Here is a 15,247-nt window from a genome sequence, read left to right as displayed (position 1 = left end):
TCGTGGTCGCGCAGGCGCTGACACCCAAGGGCCGTCAGACCCGCCAGGCGATCGAGCAGGCGGCCAGGAAGTTGTTCGCGGAGCGCGGGTTTCACGGAACGACGCTGGCCGACATCACCTCGGCCGCGGGTAAGTCGCCTGCCGTGTTCTACCGCTACTACTCCGACAAGGAGGACCTGCTCGCCGCGCTGGCGGAGTCCTTCCTGCGCGACATCGTGACCCCGTCGGGTTTGGCACTGCGCCTGCCCGACTCGCCCGACGACAGCGCGTTCTTCACCACGGTGGTCACCGGCTACTGGAACATGTTCAAGCAGAACATCGGGATCATGATCGCCGTGGCGCAATTGGCCGCCACGCAACGACGTTTCGCCGATGTGCAGAACCAGTTCCGCCGGTTCGGAATGGACATCGTCGCCGCATCCGTGCGGCAGGCGCAGCAGCAGGGATACGGCACCGACCTCAACCCCGACCACACGGCCGCAGCCATCGCGCTGCTGTTCGAGAACTTCACCAGCGTGTTCGTCGGCCGCTCCGGACTCGGGTTGGAGATCAGCGACCAGGACGCCATCGCGACGCTGTCGACGATCTGGAAGAAGACGCTGTACGGCTACTGACCACTGAGCACGATGCCGCCCTGGCACTACAGAAGGAGACCATTGTGGATTTCGCTCTGCCCGATCATCTTCCGGGCCTGCTCGCCGAGATGGACGCGTTCATCGAGGCCGAGATCAAGCCGTTGGAGCGCGAGCACATCCAGTACTTCGACCAGCGGCGCGAGCACGCCCGCACCGACTGGGACAACGGCGGCATCCCGCGGCGGGAATGGGAGGATCTGCTCGGCGAGATGCGCAGACGCGCCGACAAGGCGGGCTGGCTGCGCTACGGCCTGCCCTCGCGCTTCGGGGGCCGTGACGGCACCAACCTCGACATGGCGGTGATCCGCGAGCATCTGGCGCACAAAGGCCTTGGGCTGCACAACGACCTGCAGGACGAGTCGTCGATCGTCGGCAACTTTCCGCAGGTCATCATGATGGACCGGTTCGGCACCGACGCGCAGAAGCAGGAGTGGATCGAGGCACTGATCACCGGTGAGCGGTCGATGGCGTTCGGGTTGACCGAACCCAACCACGGCTCCGACGCCACCTGGCTGGAGACCCGTGCGGTGTCCGACGGCGATGTCTGGATCATAAACGGCGCCAAGCGATTCAACACCGGAGTGCACCGCGCGACGCACGATCTGGTGTTCGCGCGCACGTCGGGAGAGCCCGGCCAGGCCCGCGGCATCACCGCGTTTCTCGTCCCGACGGATGCGCCGGGTTTCACGGTGCCCTACTACTGGTGGACCTTCAACATGCCCACCGACCACGGCGAGGTCGAACTCAAGGATGTCCGCGTGCCCGGCGATGCCGTGCTCGGCGAGGTCGAGCGCGGCCTCGAGGTCGGTCAGACCTTCCTGCACGAGAACAGGATTCGGCAGGCGGCCAGTAGCCTCGGCGCCGCACAGTACTGCATCGACCGTGCCGTCGAATACGCGGGCCAGCGTCAGGTCTTCGGCAAGCCGCTGGCGGTGAACCAGGCCGTGCAGTGGCCGCTGGTGGAGTTGCACACCGAAGCCCAGATGGTGCGCCTGCTGGTGCGCTACGCGGCGACAGAATTGGACCGCAACCACCACATGGAGGTGTCCGACAAGGTGTCGATGGCCAACTACCGCGCCAACCGACTGGTGTGCGAGGCCGCCGACCGGGCGATGCAGGTGTTCGGCGGCGTCGGATACAGCCGCCACCAACCGTTCGAACACATCTATCGTCACCACCGCCGATACCGAATCACCGAAGGCGCCGAGGAGATTCAGATCCGCCGGGTGGCGCAGCGCCTGTTCGGTTTCGGCCGCAAGTGAAAGACGCTCTGGCGGAGGTCCTTCGACCGGTCATCGGCGACGTCACCGTCGAGAACCTGTCCGCGTTGACCGGCGGCGCCAGCCGCACGACGTGGGCGTTCGACGCCGTCGGTTCCGATGGCAGTCGCCACGAGTTGATCCTGCGCACAGGACCGCCCGACGACGTGCACGCCGGCATGGAACTCGAGGCCGCGGTGCAGCAGCGCGCCGCGGCGGCAGGAGCCCCCGTCCCGCACATCATCACCGCCTCCAACTGTCCTGCGGCGCTGGGTAATCCGTATCTGATCTGCAACCGGATCCCCGGCGAGACGATCGTCAGGAGGATTGCGCGCGCCCTCGACGACGACGGTCGCCAGCGGCTGCTCCGGCAGTGCGCTCAGACGCTCGCCGCGATTCACCGTGCCGACCCGTCCGGCATCGGCCTGGCCCCCGCCGATCAGCTCAGCGAATGGCGCGACCGTCTCGACGAGATGGGCGACACCACAGCGACCTTCGAGTGGGCGTTTCGCTGGCTGGCCGCCAACCGTCCGCCCGCCACGGCGCCGCGGCTGGTGCACGGCGACTTCCGCATGGGCAATCTGATCGTCGACGACACCGGCTTGGCCGCCGTCCTCGACTGGGAACTCGTCCACATCGGCGAGATCTACGAGGACCTCGCCTGGTTCTGCATCCGCGCTTGGCGATTCGGCGCGCCCGTAGCGCTGGGCGCAGGCGGTCTCGGCAGCATCGAAAGCTTCTTGTCGGCCTATGAAGAGGCCGCGGGCACCGCCGTCGACCGCGACGTGTTCCGCTGGTGGCTGACGGTGGCCACCCTGCGCTGGGGTGTGATCTGCCGATTCCAGGCCGAACGGCACCTGTCCGGGCAGACGCCGTCGGTCGAATTGGCCGCGATCGGGCGGCGCGTCAGCGAAACCGAATGGGACGTGCTCGACCTGCTGGAAGGAGGTCCGATATGAGCGGGCTGTACGGGCGGCCCACCGCGGCCGAACTCGTCGCGGCGGTCGCCGACTTCCTCGACAACGACGTGCGCTCGGCGCTGCGGCCCGACGGACACCCCGCCGACGCGGCCCAGACCGCGTTTCACGCCCGCGTCGCGGTGAACGTTCTGCGCACCGTCGAGCGGGAACTGCGCGACGACCGACCGGCGCCGGACCTACTGGGCCATCCGGACGAGAGCCAGCTTGCGGCAGCGATCCGCGCCGGTGACCTCGACGACAGGGCCGACGAGTTGCTGGCCTGCCTAAAGAACCTGGTGCGGTACCGCCTCGCTGTCAACCACCCCGGCTACGACGAGGCCACGTGACCCCGACGTTCCAGCAGTTCGACATCGACGACGGAGCCCCCTACGGGATCACGGCCACCGACGACGGGGCGGTCTGGGTGACGCTCATCCATACCGGTGAGGTCGCGGTGCTGACCCCCGATCATGGGTTCCGCCGCTATGCCGTCGGTCCACCCACGTGCAGGCCATCAGTCGTCGCGCGTGGCGCAGACGGCTCAATGTGGTTCACCAGAAGCGGGGACGGCCGTCTCGGCCGCATCACCGCCGAAGGGGCCGTGACGGACTTCGAACTCAAAACGCACAGCGCGCCCTTCGGGCTGTGCGAAGGGCCCGACGCCGCAATGTGGTTCACCGAAATGGGCACGAACCGTGTCGGGCGCATCAGCGCGACGGGTGAGATCACCAGATTCTCGATGCCCTGCGCCGACGCCTATCCGTCGTTCATCGCCAACGGCCCCGATGGCGCGCTGTGGCTGACGCTCAACCGCGCCAACGCGCTGGCTCGAATGACGACCAGCGGCACGATTTCGGTGCACCCGCTGCCGACCAGCGACGCCATGCCCGTCGGCATCACCGGCACTCGTGATGCAATCTGGTTCGTCGAGATCGGATCCGGCCAGATCGGCCGCATGGCCGGCGACGGTGCGATCTCGGAGTTCCCACTGCCGGACCGCGCGGCGAAACCGCACGCCATCGCGTCGACGTCGACCGGCGTCTGTTGGTTCACGGAGTGGGCGACCAACCGCGTCGGCCGAATCACTCCGTCCGGCGAAATCACCGAATTCGACCTGCCAGCCTCAGTCGCAGAACCACACGGCATCGCGGTCGACGACGCGGGGGCGGTATGGGTTGCGATGGAGAGCGGCTCGGTGATTCGGCTGTTGCCCGACGAATCGGCCTGACGTCACAGCCGCCTGACCCGAGCCAGCCACGCCGGCTCGTCGACCCGGGTGCCGACCGGCTCCTCGAGCTGCTCGGCGTGCAGTTCGGTGACCACACCGCGGTAGGTCGTGGTGTCCAGCGCCTCCAGCCGCCAGCCGTCGCCGAAGGCCCCGCGGATGGTCTCCTCGCTGACCTCGGGCCCGAGTCCGCGGCCGGCCGTGGACAGCGCGAGCACGTACACGACGCCGCCGGGCCGGCACGCATTGTGCAGGCTGGCGACGTATCTGGGCCGGTCGGTGTCGTCGAAGATGTGGAACAACGCGCTGTCGACGATGGTGTCGTATTGCGGGTTGTCGCCCAGGTTCGTCGCGTCGGCGACCGCGAAGCGCGCCTGCACGCCCTTGGCCTCGGCGTTGCGGCGGGCCTGCTCAACGGCCTCCGGCGCGAAGTCGACGCCCAGCACGTCGTAGCCGAGACGGCTGAGCAGGATCGTGTGCTCCCCGGTCCCGCATCCGACATCGAGGACCCTGCCGGAGATCAGGCCGTCGCGCTCCAACTGGATGATCGCGGGCTGGGGCTCGCCGATGACCCACGGCGGGGTGCTGGTGCGGTAGAGCTCTTCGAAGCGGTCGATCGCGGGTGTCGTATCCATGAAATCCAGTGTTGTACCTCAACTGAAGTTGAGGTCAACTAGGTGGGACGAGAGGAAGCCATGGCCCAAGTTGCGCCCGACGTCGTCGCCGGCGTCGCCGAGCGGCTGTTTGCCGCGATCGAGGACGGCGACGGAGCCACCGTCGCTTCGCTCTGGGACGACAGCGTCACCGTGTGGAAGTCCGCCGAACCGGAAGACCAGGACAAGCAACGCGCGCTGCAGGTCATCAACTGGTTCATGAGGACCACGACCGAACGCCGCTACGAAATCCTCGACCGGCAGATCTTCGACGGCGGCTTTGTCCAACAACACCTCCTGCACGCCACCAGCCGCAAGGGCGGATCGATCTCGATGCGCGTCTGCCTCGTGATCAAGGTGGCCGAAAACGGGCTGATCAATCGGATCGACGAATACTTCAATCCCGCAGAATTGGAGCCACTGCTATGACGACACTTCAAGAACTCCTTTCCGACAGCGCATCGACCGGAACCTGGACGCTGGCGCCAGAGCGATCAACCATCGCGTTCACCGCCAAGTCGCTGTGGGGACTCATGCCGGTGAAGGGCCGATTCAAGGAGTTCAGCGGTAGCGGCGAAATCACCTCTGCAGGAACGATTTCCGGGCGGCTCGACATCAAGGTCGCGTCGCTGGACACGAAAATCGGCAAGCGGGACAACCATCTTCGTTCGGCCGACTTCTTCGACGTCGACAAGTATCCCGATATCACCGTCGTCGTCACCGGCGCCGAACCCACGGGCGGCGACACCGTCGAACTGCGAGCCGATCTCACCGTCAAAGACACCACGGCAACGGTGCCCCTGGTCGCAACGGTGACCGCTCTCGACGACGGCGGCGTGCAGATCACCACCCGCGCCGACGTCAACCGAAGCGACTTCGGCGTCGGCGGAACCATGGCCGGCATGATCCGCGACCAGACCGCGGTGACGGCCGACGTGGTGTTCCGACGCACCGGCGCCTAGGGCGTTGGTTTAGCATCGCCCCATGCCCGAATCATCTCGGCCACTGCGGATCCTCGTCTACAGCGACAACCCGCGGACTCGCGAACAGGTCCAGCTGGCATTGGGCAAGCGCGTGCACCCGGATTTGCCGGAGCTGACCTACGTGGAGGTCGCCACCGCTCCGATGGTGCTCGAGTTGATGGCTGAAGGCGGATTCGATTTGGCCATCCTCGACGGCGAGGCCACCCCCTTCGGCGGCATGGGTATCGCCAAACAGCTCAAGGACGAGATCGACGACTGCCCACCGATTCTGGTGCTCACCGGGCGCCCGGACGACGCCTGGCTGGCCAACTGGTCGCGCGCCGAGGCGGCGGTCCCGCACCCGATCGATCCGATCCGTTTGGGCGAGGCCGTTGTGTCGCTGCTGCGCGCGCCCGTGCAGTAGCAGCGCGCCCCAATTCCGCTGTAGCCGTTGCTTCTTCGCGGCAGCCGCAACTAAGCGGTTCGCAACCTGAACTGATATTAACCCCTTGTGTGGCGCGCATTTGCGAGACCGCTAGGCTGTGGGTCAGCTCACATCGGAAAGCCCACGAGGGAGCGGTCACACCTGCATGAACCTGTATCTACCCATCCTGGTACTAGGCGCGATCGCCGCGGGATTTGCCGTGTTCTCGGTCGGCGCTGCACTGCTGGGCGGGCCGAGGCGCTTCAACCGGGCCAAGCTCGAGGCCTACGAATGCGGCATCGAGCCCCTGCCCGAGCTGGCTAATCCCCAGGCCACCGGCCAACGGTTCCCGATGAAGTACTACCTGACGGCGATGATGTTCATCGTCTTCGACATCGAGATCGTGTTCCTCTACCCATGGGCCGTGGCGTTTGACAGCCTGGGGGTGTTTGCACTGGTCGAAATGTTGTTGTTCATGGCCACGGTGTTCGTGGCCTACGCCTACGTGTGGCGTCGGGGAGGCCTGAATTGGGACTAGAGGAAAAGCTACCCAGCGGAATCTTGCTGAGCACGGTTGAGAAACTGGCCGGCTACGTGCGCAAAGGCTCGCTGTGGCCGGCGACGTTCGGCCTGGCCTGCTGCGCGATCGAGATGATGGCCACCGCCGGACCCCGGTTCGACATATCCCGGTTCGGCATGGAGCGGTTCTCGGCCACCCCCCGGCAGGCCGATCTGATGATCGTGGCCGGGCGGGTCAGCCAGAAGATGGCACCGGTGTTGCGCCAGGTCTACGACCAGATGGCCGAGCCCAAGTGGGTGCTCTCGATGGGGGTCTGCGCCTCCTCGGGCGGGATGTTCAACAACTACGCCATCGTCCAGGGCGTCGACCATGTCGTGCCGGTGGACATCTACCTGCCCGGATGCCCGCCGCGGCCGGAAATGCTACTGCACGCGATCCTGAAGTTGCACGACAAGATCGCCGAGATGCCGCTGGGCGTCAACCGCGAGGAAGCCATCCGCGAAGCGGAGAAGGCGGCACTCTCGGTCCAGCCGACCATCGAGCTCAAGGGGCTATTGCGGTGACAGGACCTACTGGACCTAACGGACCTGCTGGGCCTGGCGGGCCTGCTCAGTCCAACGGGCACGCCCGCGGCACCGGCGACAAGGAAGTCGTCGCGGTGCGCCGGGGGATGTTCGGCAACACCGACACCGGCGACACGTCCGGCTACGGCCGACTGGTGCGCGAGGTGGCGCTGCCCGGCGGCTCGCCGCGCCCGTACGGCGGATATTTCGACGAGGTCGTCGACACGTTGGAAGCCGCGCTGGGTGAGGAGAGCTTCAACGCGGCGATCGAGCGGGTGGTGGTCTACCGCGATCAGTTGACCCTCGATGTCGCCCGCGAGCATCTGCCCACGGTGATGCAGACGCTGCGCGACGATCCCGGGCTGCGTTTCGAACTCTGCCTTGGCGTGTCGGGCGTGCACTACCCCGAGGAAACCGGCCGCGAACTGCACGCGGTGTATCCGCTGATGTCGATCACGCACAACCGTCGCATCCAGGTGGAAGTGGCCGCGCCGGACGCCGATCCGCACATCCCGTCGCTGTTCGGCGTGTATCCCACCACCGACTGGCACGAACGCGAAACCTACGACTTCTTCGGCATCATCTTCGACGGTCATCCGGCGCTGACCCGCATCGAGATGCCCGACGACTGGGTCGGACATCCGCAACGCAAGGACTACCCGTTGGGCGGAATCCCGGTGCAATACCACGGCGCCGAGATACCGCCGCCCGACCAACGGAGGGCCTACAACTGATGAGCACAGCCACGACCCCGCCGGAGGGCGGGGATACCGTCATCATGGTCGGCGGCCAGGACTGGGATGAGGTCGTCGCCGCCGCTGCCGAAGCCTCAGCGGGCGAACGGATCGTCGTCAACATGGGCCCGCAGCACCCCTCGACGCACGGTGTGTTGCGGCTGATCCTGGAAATCGAGGGCGAGACCGTCACCGAGGCGCGCTGCGGTATCGGCTACCTGCACACCGGAATCGAGAAGAATCTCGAGTTCCGCACCTGGACCCAGGGCGTCACGTTCGTGACCCGTATGGACTACCTCTCCCCGCTGTTCAACGAGACCGTCTACTGCCTGGCGGTCGAGAAGCTGCTCGGCGTCAGCGACGATATCCCGGAGCGGGCCAACATCATTCGCGTCATGATGATGGAACTCAACCGCATCTCAAGCCATCTCGTGGCGCTGGCCACCGGCGGCATGGAACTCGGCGCGATGTCGGCGATGTTCTACGGGTTCCGCGAACGCGAAGTGATCCTGTCGCTGTTCGAGACAATCACCGGGCTGCGGATGAACCACGCCTACATCCGGCCCGGCGGACTGGCCGCCGACCTGCCTGAGGACGCCATTCCGCAGCTGCGCGAGGCGCTGGACCTGCTGCCCGAACGGCTGGCCGACCTGTCGAACCTGCTCAACGAGAACTACATCTGGAAAGCCCGTACCCAGAACATCGGCTACCTCGACCTGGCCGGGTGCATGGCGTTGGGCATCACCGGTCCGGTGCTGCGCTCCACGGGGCTGCCGCACGACTTGCGCAGGGCACAACCCTATTGCGGGTACGAGACCTACGACTTCGACGTCATCACCGACGACGGCTGCGACGCCTACGGCCGCTACCTGATCCGCGTCAAAGAGATGCACGAGTCCCTCAAGATCGTCCGGCAATGCGTTGAGCGGCTGGAGAAAACACCCGGGCCGGTGATGCTCGAGGACAAGAAGCTGGCCTGGCCCGCCGATCTGCAGCTGGGCCCGGACGGGCTGGGCAACTCGCCGCAACACATCGCCAAGATCATGGGCCACTCCATGGAAGGGTTGATCCACCACTTCAAACTCGTCACCGAAGGAATCCGCGTGCCGCCCGGTCAGGTGTACGTCGCAATCGAATCGCCGCGCGGCGAACTCGGCGTCCACATGGTTTCCGACGGCGGCACCCGCCCGTACCGAGTGCACTACCGCGACCCCTCCTTCACCAATCTGCAGGCCGTCGCCGCCATGTGTGAAGGAGGCATGGTCGCCGACGCGATCTCGGCGGTGGCGTCGCTTGACCCGGTCATGGGAGGAGTCGACCGATGAGCGCTTGCGCGAAGAGGCGACAACGCGAGATGAGCGCTTGCGCGAAGAGGCGACAACGCGAGATGAGCGCTTGCGCGAAGAGGCAGGGGTACGAATGGCGTTGACGCCTAACGGGTCACCGATCTTCATCCAGCTGGGCCAGCGCCCCGACGAGGCGGGCCCGCCGATCAGCGGTGAATCCACCTACCCCGATGACGTGGCAGCCCGGCTGGCGGAGAGCGCCAAGGAGATCATCGCGCGCTACCCGCAGCCGCGTTCGGCGCTTCTGCCGCTGCTTCACCTGGTGCAGTCCGAGGACGGCTACCTGACCAAGGCTGGAATCGCTTTCTGCGCGAACCAACTGGGTCTCACCGACGCTGAAGTGACCGCGGTGGCGACGTTCTATTCGATGTACCGGCGCGAACCGACGGGCGACTACCTGGTCGGTGTGTGCACGAACACGCTGTGCGCGATCATGGGCGGCGACGCCATCCTCGAAGCACTGCAGGACCATCTCGGCATCCACGCGGGCGAGACCACCGACGACGGACGCGTCACCCTCGAGCACGTCGAGTGCAACGCCGCATGCGACTACGCCCCGGTGGTGATGGTCAACTGGGAGTTCTTCGACAACCAAACACCGTCCTCGGCACGGGATCTGGTCGACTCGCTGCGGACGGGGGAACCGGTCGTCCCGACCCGCGGCGCGCCACTGTGCACCTTCCGCCAGACCGCGCGTGTTCTGGCGGGTCTGCCCGACGACCGCCCGGTCACCGTTCCCGGACAGGAACCGGCTGCGACGCTGGCCGGCTTGCGGGTGGCTCGCCGACTCGGCATGGAGGCTCCATCGCCGGATCAAGGTACGCCCGTGCCGGCACCCACACTCGACGGAACCGAGCCCGCCGCCGTCGAAACCACCAAGGACGAACCCGCACCTGGACCGTCGGCCACGGTGCCGCCGAAACCCGGCACCACCGAAACCGACCCGAGCACAACGGATTCACGCGACTGACATGGCACCTGCTACTCCTCTGACACCCGTCTTCAGCCGGTATTGGGACGAGCCCGAACCGTGGTCGCTGGACACCTACCGCCGTCACGACGGATACCGCGCACTGGACAAGGCGCTCGCGATGGATCCCGACGAGGTGATCGCGCTTGTCAAGAACGCCGGATTGCGCGGCCGCGGCGGCGCCGGCTTCCCGACGGGGACGAAGTGGTCGTTCATCCCGCAGGATGACACCGGCGCCGGCGCCAAGCCGCACTACCTCGTCATCAACGCCGACGAGTCCGAACCCGGTACGTGCAAAGACATCCCGCTGATGCTGACGACGCCGCACTTCCTGGTGGAGGGCGCGATCATCGCCGCATATGCGATCCGGGCGCACCACGCTTTCATCTACGTCCGCGGTGAGGTGGTTCCCGTGCTGCGGCGATTGCGGGCCGCGGTCGCCGAGGCCTACGAAGCCGGCTACCTGGGCACCAACATCAAGGGCTCCGGTTTCGACCTGGAATTGATCGTGCACGCCGGAGCAGGCGCCTACATCTGCGGTGAAGAGACCGCGCTATTGGACTCGTTGGAAGGCAGGCGCGGACAACCTCGGCTCAGGCCACCGTTTCCCGCGGTGGCCGGTTTGTATGCCTGCCCGACTGTGGTCAACAACGTCGAATCGATCGCCAGTGTGCCGCCGATCATGCTCAACGGCATCGACTGGTTCCGGTCGATGGGTTCAGAGAAATCGCCGGGTTTCACGTTGTATTCGCTGTCGGGGCATGTGACCAACCCGGGCCAGTACGAGGCGCCGCTCGGCATCACGCTGCGCGAACTGCTCGACTACGCGGGCGGGGTGCGCGCGGGCCACGAATTGAAGTTCTGGACGCCGGGTGGGTCCTCGACCCCGTTGCTGACCGCCGAACACCTGGACGTGCCACTGGATTACGAGGGCATGGCCGGGGTCGGCTCCATGCTGGGCACCAAGGCGCTGCAGATCTTCGACGACACGACATGCGTGGTGCGCGCAGTGCGCCGCTGGACCGAGTTCTACGCCCACGAATCCTGCGGCAAGTGCACGCCGTGTCGCGAAGGCACCTACTGGCTGGTGCAGATCTATGAGCGGCTGGAAACGGGTCGCGGTACCGAAGAGGACATTGACAAGTTGCTCGACATCTCCGACAACATCAACGGGAAGTCGTTCTGCGCGTTGGGTGATGGTGCGGCCAGCCCGATTCTGTCGTCGATCAAGTTCTTCCGCGACGAATACCTCGCCCACCTCGACGGTGGGTGCCCGTTCGATCCGCACGCCTCGACTCTGATGGCCACCGAGGGGGTGGGAGCATGACGGTCACCGAGCCGACCCAGGACACGCCGCCGGTGGAGATGGTCAATCTGACCATCGACGGCGTGCCGGTGAGCGTGCCCAAGGGCACGTTGGTGATTCGCGCGGCCGAACTCGTCGGCATCCAGATCCCCCGGTTCTGCGACCATCCGCTGCTCGACCCCGTCGGCGCCTGCCGCCAATGCCTGGTCGAAGTCGAAGGCCAACGCAAACCGATGGCCTCATGCACCATCACCTGCACGCCGGACATGGTCGTGCGCACGCAGTTCACCTCGGAGGCGGCCGACAAGGCGCAGCAGGGCGTGATGGAGCTGTTGCTGATCAATCATCCGCTGGATTGCCCGATCTGCGACAAGGGTGGCGAGTGCCCGCTGCAGAACCAGGCGATGTCCAACGGCCGCGCCGAGACGCGGTTCACCGACGTCAAACGCACGTTCCCCAAGCCGATTCCGATTTCGGCGGAAGTGCTGTTGGACCGCGAACGCTGTGTGTTGTGCGCACGCTGCACTCGGTTCTCCCAACAGATCGCCGGCGACCCCTTCATCGAACTGCTCGAGCGCGGCGCGCTGCAGCAGGTCGGTATTGCGCCCGGGGAACCGTTCTCGTCGTATTTCTCGGGTAACACGGTTCAGATTTGTCCGGTGGGGGCGTTGACCAACACCGCCTACCGGTTCCGGGCCCGCCCGTTTGATCTGGTGTCCAGCCCCAGTGTGTGTGAGCACTGCGCCTCGGGCTGTGCGCAGCGCACCGACCACCGCCGCGGGACCGTGCTACGCCGCTTGGCCGGTGATGATCCCGAGGTCAACGAGGAGTGGAACTGCGACAAAGGCCGCTGGGCCTTCACCTACCCCCGCGTCGGGGACCGGATCACCACCCCGCTGCTGCGCGACGATGACGGCAAACTGCGCCCGGCGTCCTGGTCAGAGGCGATCGGGGTGGCCGCGACGGGGTTGGCCAAGGCTGCCGGGCGCGCCGGGGTGCTCGTCGGCGGCCGCGCCACTGTCGAAGACGCCTACGCCTATGCCAAGTTCGCGCGAATGGTGCTGGACACCAACGACATCGACTTCCGCATCCGCCCGCACAGCGCCGAAGAAGCCGACTTCCTAGCCGCCCACATCGCCGGACAACCCCTGACGGTCACCTACTCCGATCTGGAGAAGGCCCCGGCGGTGCTGCTGGCCGGCTTCGAACCGGAAGAGGAATCACCGATCGTGTTCCTGCGGCTGCGCAAAGCCGCCCGCAAACACGGCCTCAAAGTGCTCTCGATCGCGCCGTTCGCCACCCGCGGCCTGGCCAAGCTTTCCGGCGAGCTCATCCGCACCGCACCCGGGCGGGAAGCCGCGGCCCTGGATGCGTTGGCCGATCATGGCTTGCTGACCCAGCCGGGTGCGATCATCCTCGTCGGCGAGCGTTTGCCCACCACCCCTGGCGCACTGTCGGCGGCCAGCCGCCTGGCCGCCGCCACCGGCGCCCGCCTCGCCTGGATCCCCCGCCGCGCCGGCGAACGCGGCGCACTCGAAGCAGGCGCCCTCCCCAACCTGCTCCCCGCCGGCCGCCCCGTCGCCGACGATGCGGCGCGCGCGCAGACGGCGAAGGACTGGAACGTCACCGACCTGCCACCCGCGCCGGGCCGCGACACGGCGGGAATTCTCGCCGCAGCGGCTGCCGGTGAACTGAGTGCGCTGCTGATCGGCGGTGTGGAGCCCGCCGATCTGCCCGACCCCGACGCGGCGCTGGCGGCGATCGAGGCGACGCCGTTCGTCGTCAGCCTCGAGCTACGCGAGAGCGCGGTCACCGATCTCGCCGACGTCGTGTTCCCGGTCGCTCCGGTCGTCGAAAAGGCAGGCTCGTTCGTCAACTGGGAGGGCAGGATTCGGCCGTTCCAACCGTCCCTGCAGAGCAACGCGACACCGGACCTGCGGGTCCTGTACACACTCGCCGACGAACTCGGCGTCGACCTCGGCACGAGGAGCGCGGCGGCGGCAAGCGAGGATCTCGCCAGCCTGGGCTGGTGGAGCGGTGCCCGGCCGGGCGCACCGTCGGTGAAGGCGGGTCTGGCGGCCGAACCCGGAAAGGGCGAAGCCGTGCTGGCCAGTTGGCGGATGCTGTTGGACAAGGGGCGGCTGCAAGACGGCGAACCCTACCTGGCAGGCACCGCCCGGCCGTCCGTGGTTCGCTTGGCAGCCGCCACCGCCGCAGAAATCGGTGCGGCCGAGGGTGATTCGGTCACCGTATCGACGGCGCGCGGTGATGTCACACTGCCGTTGGAGATCACCGACATGGACGACCGCGTGGTGTGGCTGCCGCTGAACTCGCCGGGATCTTCAGTGCATCAACAACTCGGGGTGACCGCGGGCTCCGTGGTCTCGATCGGACGGGCTGAACTATGACGGATCTCTCGGCATTCGGGCATGACCCGTTATGGCTGATCCTGATCAAGGCGGTCGGCATCTTCGTCTTCCTGCTGCTGACCGTGCTGGCGGCCATTCTCATCGAGCGCAAGCTGTTGGGCCGCATGCAGATGCGCTTCGGCCCCAACCGGGTTGGGCCGAAAGGCTTGCTGCAGTCGCTTGTCGACGGCCTCAAGCTGGGGTTGAAGGAAGGCCTCATCCCCGCGGGCGTGGACAAGCCGATCTACCTACTGGCGCCCATCATCTCCACCGTCCCGGCGTTCATGGCCTTCGCCGTCATCCCGATGGGGCCGGTCGTTTCGATATTCGGCCACCAAACCCCGCTGCAGCTCACCGATCTGGCGGTCGCGGTTCTCTACATCCTCGCCGTCACATCGATCGGGGTGTACGGGATCGTGCTGGCCGGTTGGGCCTCCGGCTCGACCTATCCCCTGCTCGGCGGGTTGCGGTCGTCGGCGCAGGTGATCTCCTACGAGATCGCGATGGCGTTGTCGTTCGCCACCGTGTTCCTCTATGCGGGCACCATGTCGACATCCGGCATCGTCGCCGCCCAAGACGGCACCTGGTTCATCTTCCTGCTGCTGCCGTCGTTCCTGGTCTACGTCACCTCGATGGTCGGCGAAACCAACCGTGCCCCATTCGATCTGCCCGAGGCCGAAGGCGAGCTGGTCGGCGGCTTCCACACCGAGTACTCGTCGCTGAAATTCGCGATGTTCATGCTGGCCGAGTACGTCAACATGACCACGGTTTCGGCGCTGGCCACCACGATGTTCCTCGGCGGCTGGCATGCACCGTGGCCGATCAACATGTGGGACGGCGCCAACACCGGCTGGTGGCCGCTGCTGTGGTTCACCGGCAAGGTCTGGGCTTTCTTGTTCCTGTACTTCTGGTTGCGCGCGACGCTGCCGCGGCTGCGCTACGACCAGTTCATGGCGCTGGGCTGGAAGCTGCTGATCCCGGTTTCGCTGGTGTGGATCGCGATCGTGGCCACCGCGCGCAGCCTGCGCAACGCGGGTCAGCCTGCATTGGGCACAGGCCTGATCATCGTCGGCATGCTGGTTGCGCTTGTGCTGGCCGCCGCACTGTTACGGACGGTGCGCCCCAAGGCCGTTCGCGAAGTCCCGGTGCAGTTGAACGAACCCACCTCGTTCCCCGTGCCGCCGCTGCCCACAACCAAGGCCAAGGAGATTCTCAATGACGTTGTCAAGCGGCCGCAGCAGTAGTTGTGGGCTGGTAGACGGCGTGGTCGCGGAGCATTGCCC

Annotated in this window: 17 protein-coding genes; 16 read left to right on the top strand and 1 reads right to left on the bottom strand. The window is 66.4% G+C overall.

Features of this window, described 5'->3' with window-relative positions; translation table 11 throughout:
• Positions 1 to 2: 2 nt before the first annotated feature.
• Genes CQY20_RS24270 through CQY20_RS24250 form a run of 5 tightly spaced genes read left to right on the top strand, consistent with a single transcriptional unit; the run spans position 3 to position 4,081 of the window.
• Positions 3 to 614, top strand: coding sequence for a TetR/AcrR family transcriptional regulator (locus CQY20_RS24270; protein WP_097942630.1), 612 nt, complete (start codon positions 3 to 5; stop codon positions 612 to 614).
• Between the two features lie 44 nt (positions 615 to 658).
• Positions 659 to 1,897 (top strand): acyl-CoA dehydrogenase family protein, encoded by a 1,239-nt coding sequence (locus tag CQY20_RS24265; RefSeq protein WP_097942629.1) that lies wholly within the window; start codon positions 659 to 661, stop codon positions 1,895 to 1,897.
• On the top strand, positions 1,894 to 2,853 hold the full coding sequence (locus CQY20_RS24260) for a phosphotransferase family protein (protein WP_097942628.1): 960 nt from the start codon (positions 1,894 to 1,896) through the stop codon (positions 2,851 to 2,853). Before CQY20_RS24265 ends, CQY20_RS24260 begins: the two co-directional genes overlap by 4 nt.
• On the top strand, positions 2,850 to 3,200 hold the full coding sequence (locus CQY20_RS24255; protein WP_097942627.1) for a DUF6285 domain-containing protein: 351 nt from the start codon (positions 2,850 to 2,852) through the stop codon (positions 3,198 to 3,200). The genes CQY20_RS24260 and CQY20_RS24255 overlap by 4 nt, the downstream gene beginning before the upstream one ends.
• A complete protein-coding gene (locus CQY20_RS24250) occupies positions 3,197 to 4,081 on the top strand; it encodes a Vgb family protein (protein WP_097942626.1) in 885 nt (294 codons plus the stop codon). Before CQY20_RS24255 ends, CQY20_RS24250 begins: the two co-directional genes overlap by 4 nt.
• 2 nt (positions 4,082 to 4,083) lie before the next feature.
• Here CQY20_RS24250 and CQY20_RS24245 read toward each other — a convergent pair whose 3' ends face one another.
• Entirely contained in the window at positions 4,084 to 4,713 is a 630-nt protein-coding gene (locus CQY20_RS24245) for a class I SAM-dependent methyltransferase (protein ID WP_097942625.1), read from the bottom strand.
• A 60-nt stretch (positions 4,714 to 4,773) separates the two neighbouring features.
• On the opposite strand from CQY20_RS24245, the gene CQY20_RS24240 reads away from it, so the two are divergent.
• From CQY20_RS24240 to nuoH, 11 genes are all read left to right on the top strand, one after another.
• Positions 4,774 to 5,160 carry a nuclear transport factor 2 family protein gene (locus tag CQY20_RS24240; protein ID WP_097942624.1) on the top strand — a complete coding sequence of 129 codons (387 nt, stop codon included), beginning with the start codon at positions 4,774 to 4,776 and terminating at the stop codon, positions 5,158 to 5,160.
• On the top strand, positions 5,157 to 5,693 hold the full coding sequence (locus CQY20_RS24235) for a YceI family protein (protein WP_097942623.1): 537 nt from the start codon (positions 5,157 to 5,159) through the stop codon (positions 5,691 to 5,693). Before CQY20_RS24240 ends, CQY20_RS24235 begins: the two co-directional genes overlap by 4 nt.
• A gap of 22 nt (positions 5,694 to 5,715) precedes the next feature.
• Positions 5,716 to 6,117 carry an Rv3143 family two-component system response regulator gene (locus CQY20_RS24230; protein ID WP_097942622.1) on the top strand — a complete coding sequence of 134 codons (402 nt, stop codon included), beginning with the start codon at positions 5,716 to 5,718 and terminating at the stop codon, positions 6,115 to 6,117.
• A gap of 166 nt (positions 6,118 to 6,283) precedes the next feature.
• A complete protein-coding gene (locus tag CQY20_RS24225) occupies positions 6,284 to 6,655 on the top strand; it encodes an NADH-quinone oxidoreductase subunit A (RefSeq protein ID WP_097942621.1) in 372 nt (123 codons plus the stop codon).
• Positions 6,646 to 7,200, top strand: a complete 555-nt coding sequence (locus CQY20_RS24220; RefSeq protein WP_097942620.1) for a NuoB/complex I 20 kDa subunit family protein — start codon at positions 6,646 to 6,648, stop codon at positions 7,198 to 7,200. Before CQY20_RS24225 ends, CQY20_RS24220 begins: the two co-directional genes overlap by 10 nt.
• Entirely contained in the window at positions 7,191 to 7,934 is a 744-nt protein-coding gene (locus CQY20_RS24215) for an NADH-quinone oxidoreductase subunit C (protein ID WP_165789293.1), read from the top strand. Before CQY20_RS24220 ends, CQY20_RS24215 begins: the two co-directional genes overlap by 10 nt.
• Entirely contained in the window at positions 7,934 to 9,259 is a 1,326-nt protein-coding gene (gene nuoD / locus CQY20_RS24210; RefSeq protein WP_097942618.1) for an NADH dehydrogenase (quinone) subunit D, read from the top strand. The genes CQY20_RS24215 and nuoD overlap by 1 nt, the downstream gene beginning before the upstream one ends.
• Positions 9,260 to 9,353: 94 nt before the next feature.
• A complete protein-coding gene (gene nuoE / locus CQY20_RS24205; protein WP_097942617.1) occupies positions 9,354 to 10,250 on the top strand; it encodes an NADH-quinone oxidoreductase subunit NuoE in 897 nt (298 codons plus the stop codon).
• A gap of 1 nt (position 10,251) precedes the next feature.
• Positions 10,252 to 11,577: an NADH-quinone oxidoreductase subunit NuoF gene (nuoF, locus tag CQY20_RS24200; RefSeq protein WP_097942616.1), complete on the top strand. Its 1,326-nt coding sequence runs from the start codon at positions 10,252 to 10,254 to the stop codon at positions 11,575 to 11,577.
• The gene (locus tag CQY20_RS24195; protein WP_097942615.1) at positions 11,574 to 13,964 is read left to right on the top strand and encodes an NADH-quinone oxidoreductase subunit G; all 2,391 of its coding nucleotides are present in this window, start codon (positions 11,574 to 11,576) and stop codon (positions 13,962 to 13,964) included. The genes nuoF and CQY20_RS24195 overlap by 4 nt, the downstream gene beginning before the upstream one ends.
• Entirely contained in the window at positions 13,961 to 15,208 is a 1,248-nt protein-coding gene (gene nuoH / locus CQY20_RS24190) for an NADH-quinone oxidoreductase subunit NuoH (RefSeq protein ID WP_097942614.1), read from the top strand. Before CQY20_RS24195 ends, nuoH begins: the two co-directional genes overlap by 4 nt.
• The last annotated feature ends 39 nt before the right edge of the window (positions 15,209 to 15,247 follow it).

The organism is Mycolicibacterium agri, assembly GCF_002553505.1.
Lineage (GTDB): Bacteria > Actinomycetota > Actinomycetes > Mycobacteriales > Mycobacteriaceae > Mycobacterium > Mycobacterium agri.
This window is presented reverse-complemented; position numbering and strand designations above follow the sequence as displayed.

Excerpts from the sequence above, each read along its gene's own strand:
- CQY20_RS24240 (WP_097942624.1), top strand. The coding sequence starts at position 4,774 with ATGGCCCAAGTTGCGCCCGACGTCGTCGCCGGCGTCGCCGAGCGGCTG.
- nuoE (WP_097942617.1), top strand. The coding sequence starts at position 9,354 with ATGGCGTTGACGCCTAACGGGTCACCGATCTTCATCCAGCTGGGCCAG.
- CQY20_RS24230 (WP_097942622.1), top strand. The coding sequence starts at position 5,716 with ATGCCCGAATCATCTCGGCCACTGCGGATCCTCGTCTACAGCGACAAC.
- nuoF (WP_097942616.1), top strand. The coding sequence starts at position 10,252 with ATGGCACCTGCTACTCCTCTGACACCCGTCTTCAGCCGGTATTGGGAC.
- CQY20_RS24195 (WP_097942615.1), top strand. The coding sequence starts at position 11,574 with ATGACGGTCACCGAGCCGACCCAGGACACGCCGCCGGTGGAGATGGTC.
- nuoH (WP_097942614.1), top strand. The coding sequence starts at position 13,961 with ATGACGGATCTCTCGGCATTCGGGCATGACCCGTTATGGCTGATCCTG.
- CQY20_RS24245 (WP_097942625.1), bottom strand. The coding sequence starts at position 4,713 with ATGGATACGACACCCGCGATCGACCGCTTCGAAGAGCTCTACCGCACC.
- nuoD (WP_097942618.1), top strand. The coding sequence starts at position 7,934 with ATGAGCACAGCCACGACCCCGCCGGAGGGCGGGGATACCGTCATCATG.
- CQY20_RS24225 (WP_097942621.1), top strand. The coding sequence starts at position 6,284 with ATGAACCTGTATCTACCCATCCTGGTACTAGGCGCGATCGCCGCGGGA.
- CQY20_RS24255 (WP_097942627.1), top strand. The coding sequence starts at position 2,850 with ATGAGCGGGCTGTACGGGCGGCCCACCGCGGCCGAACTCGTCGCGGCG.
- CQY20_RS24235 (WP_097942623.1), top strand. The coding sequence starts at position 5,157 with ATGACGACACTTCAAGAACTCCTTTCCGACAGCGCATCGACCGGAACC.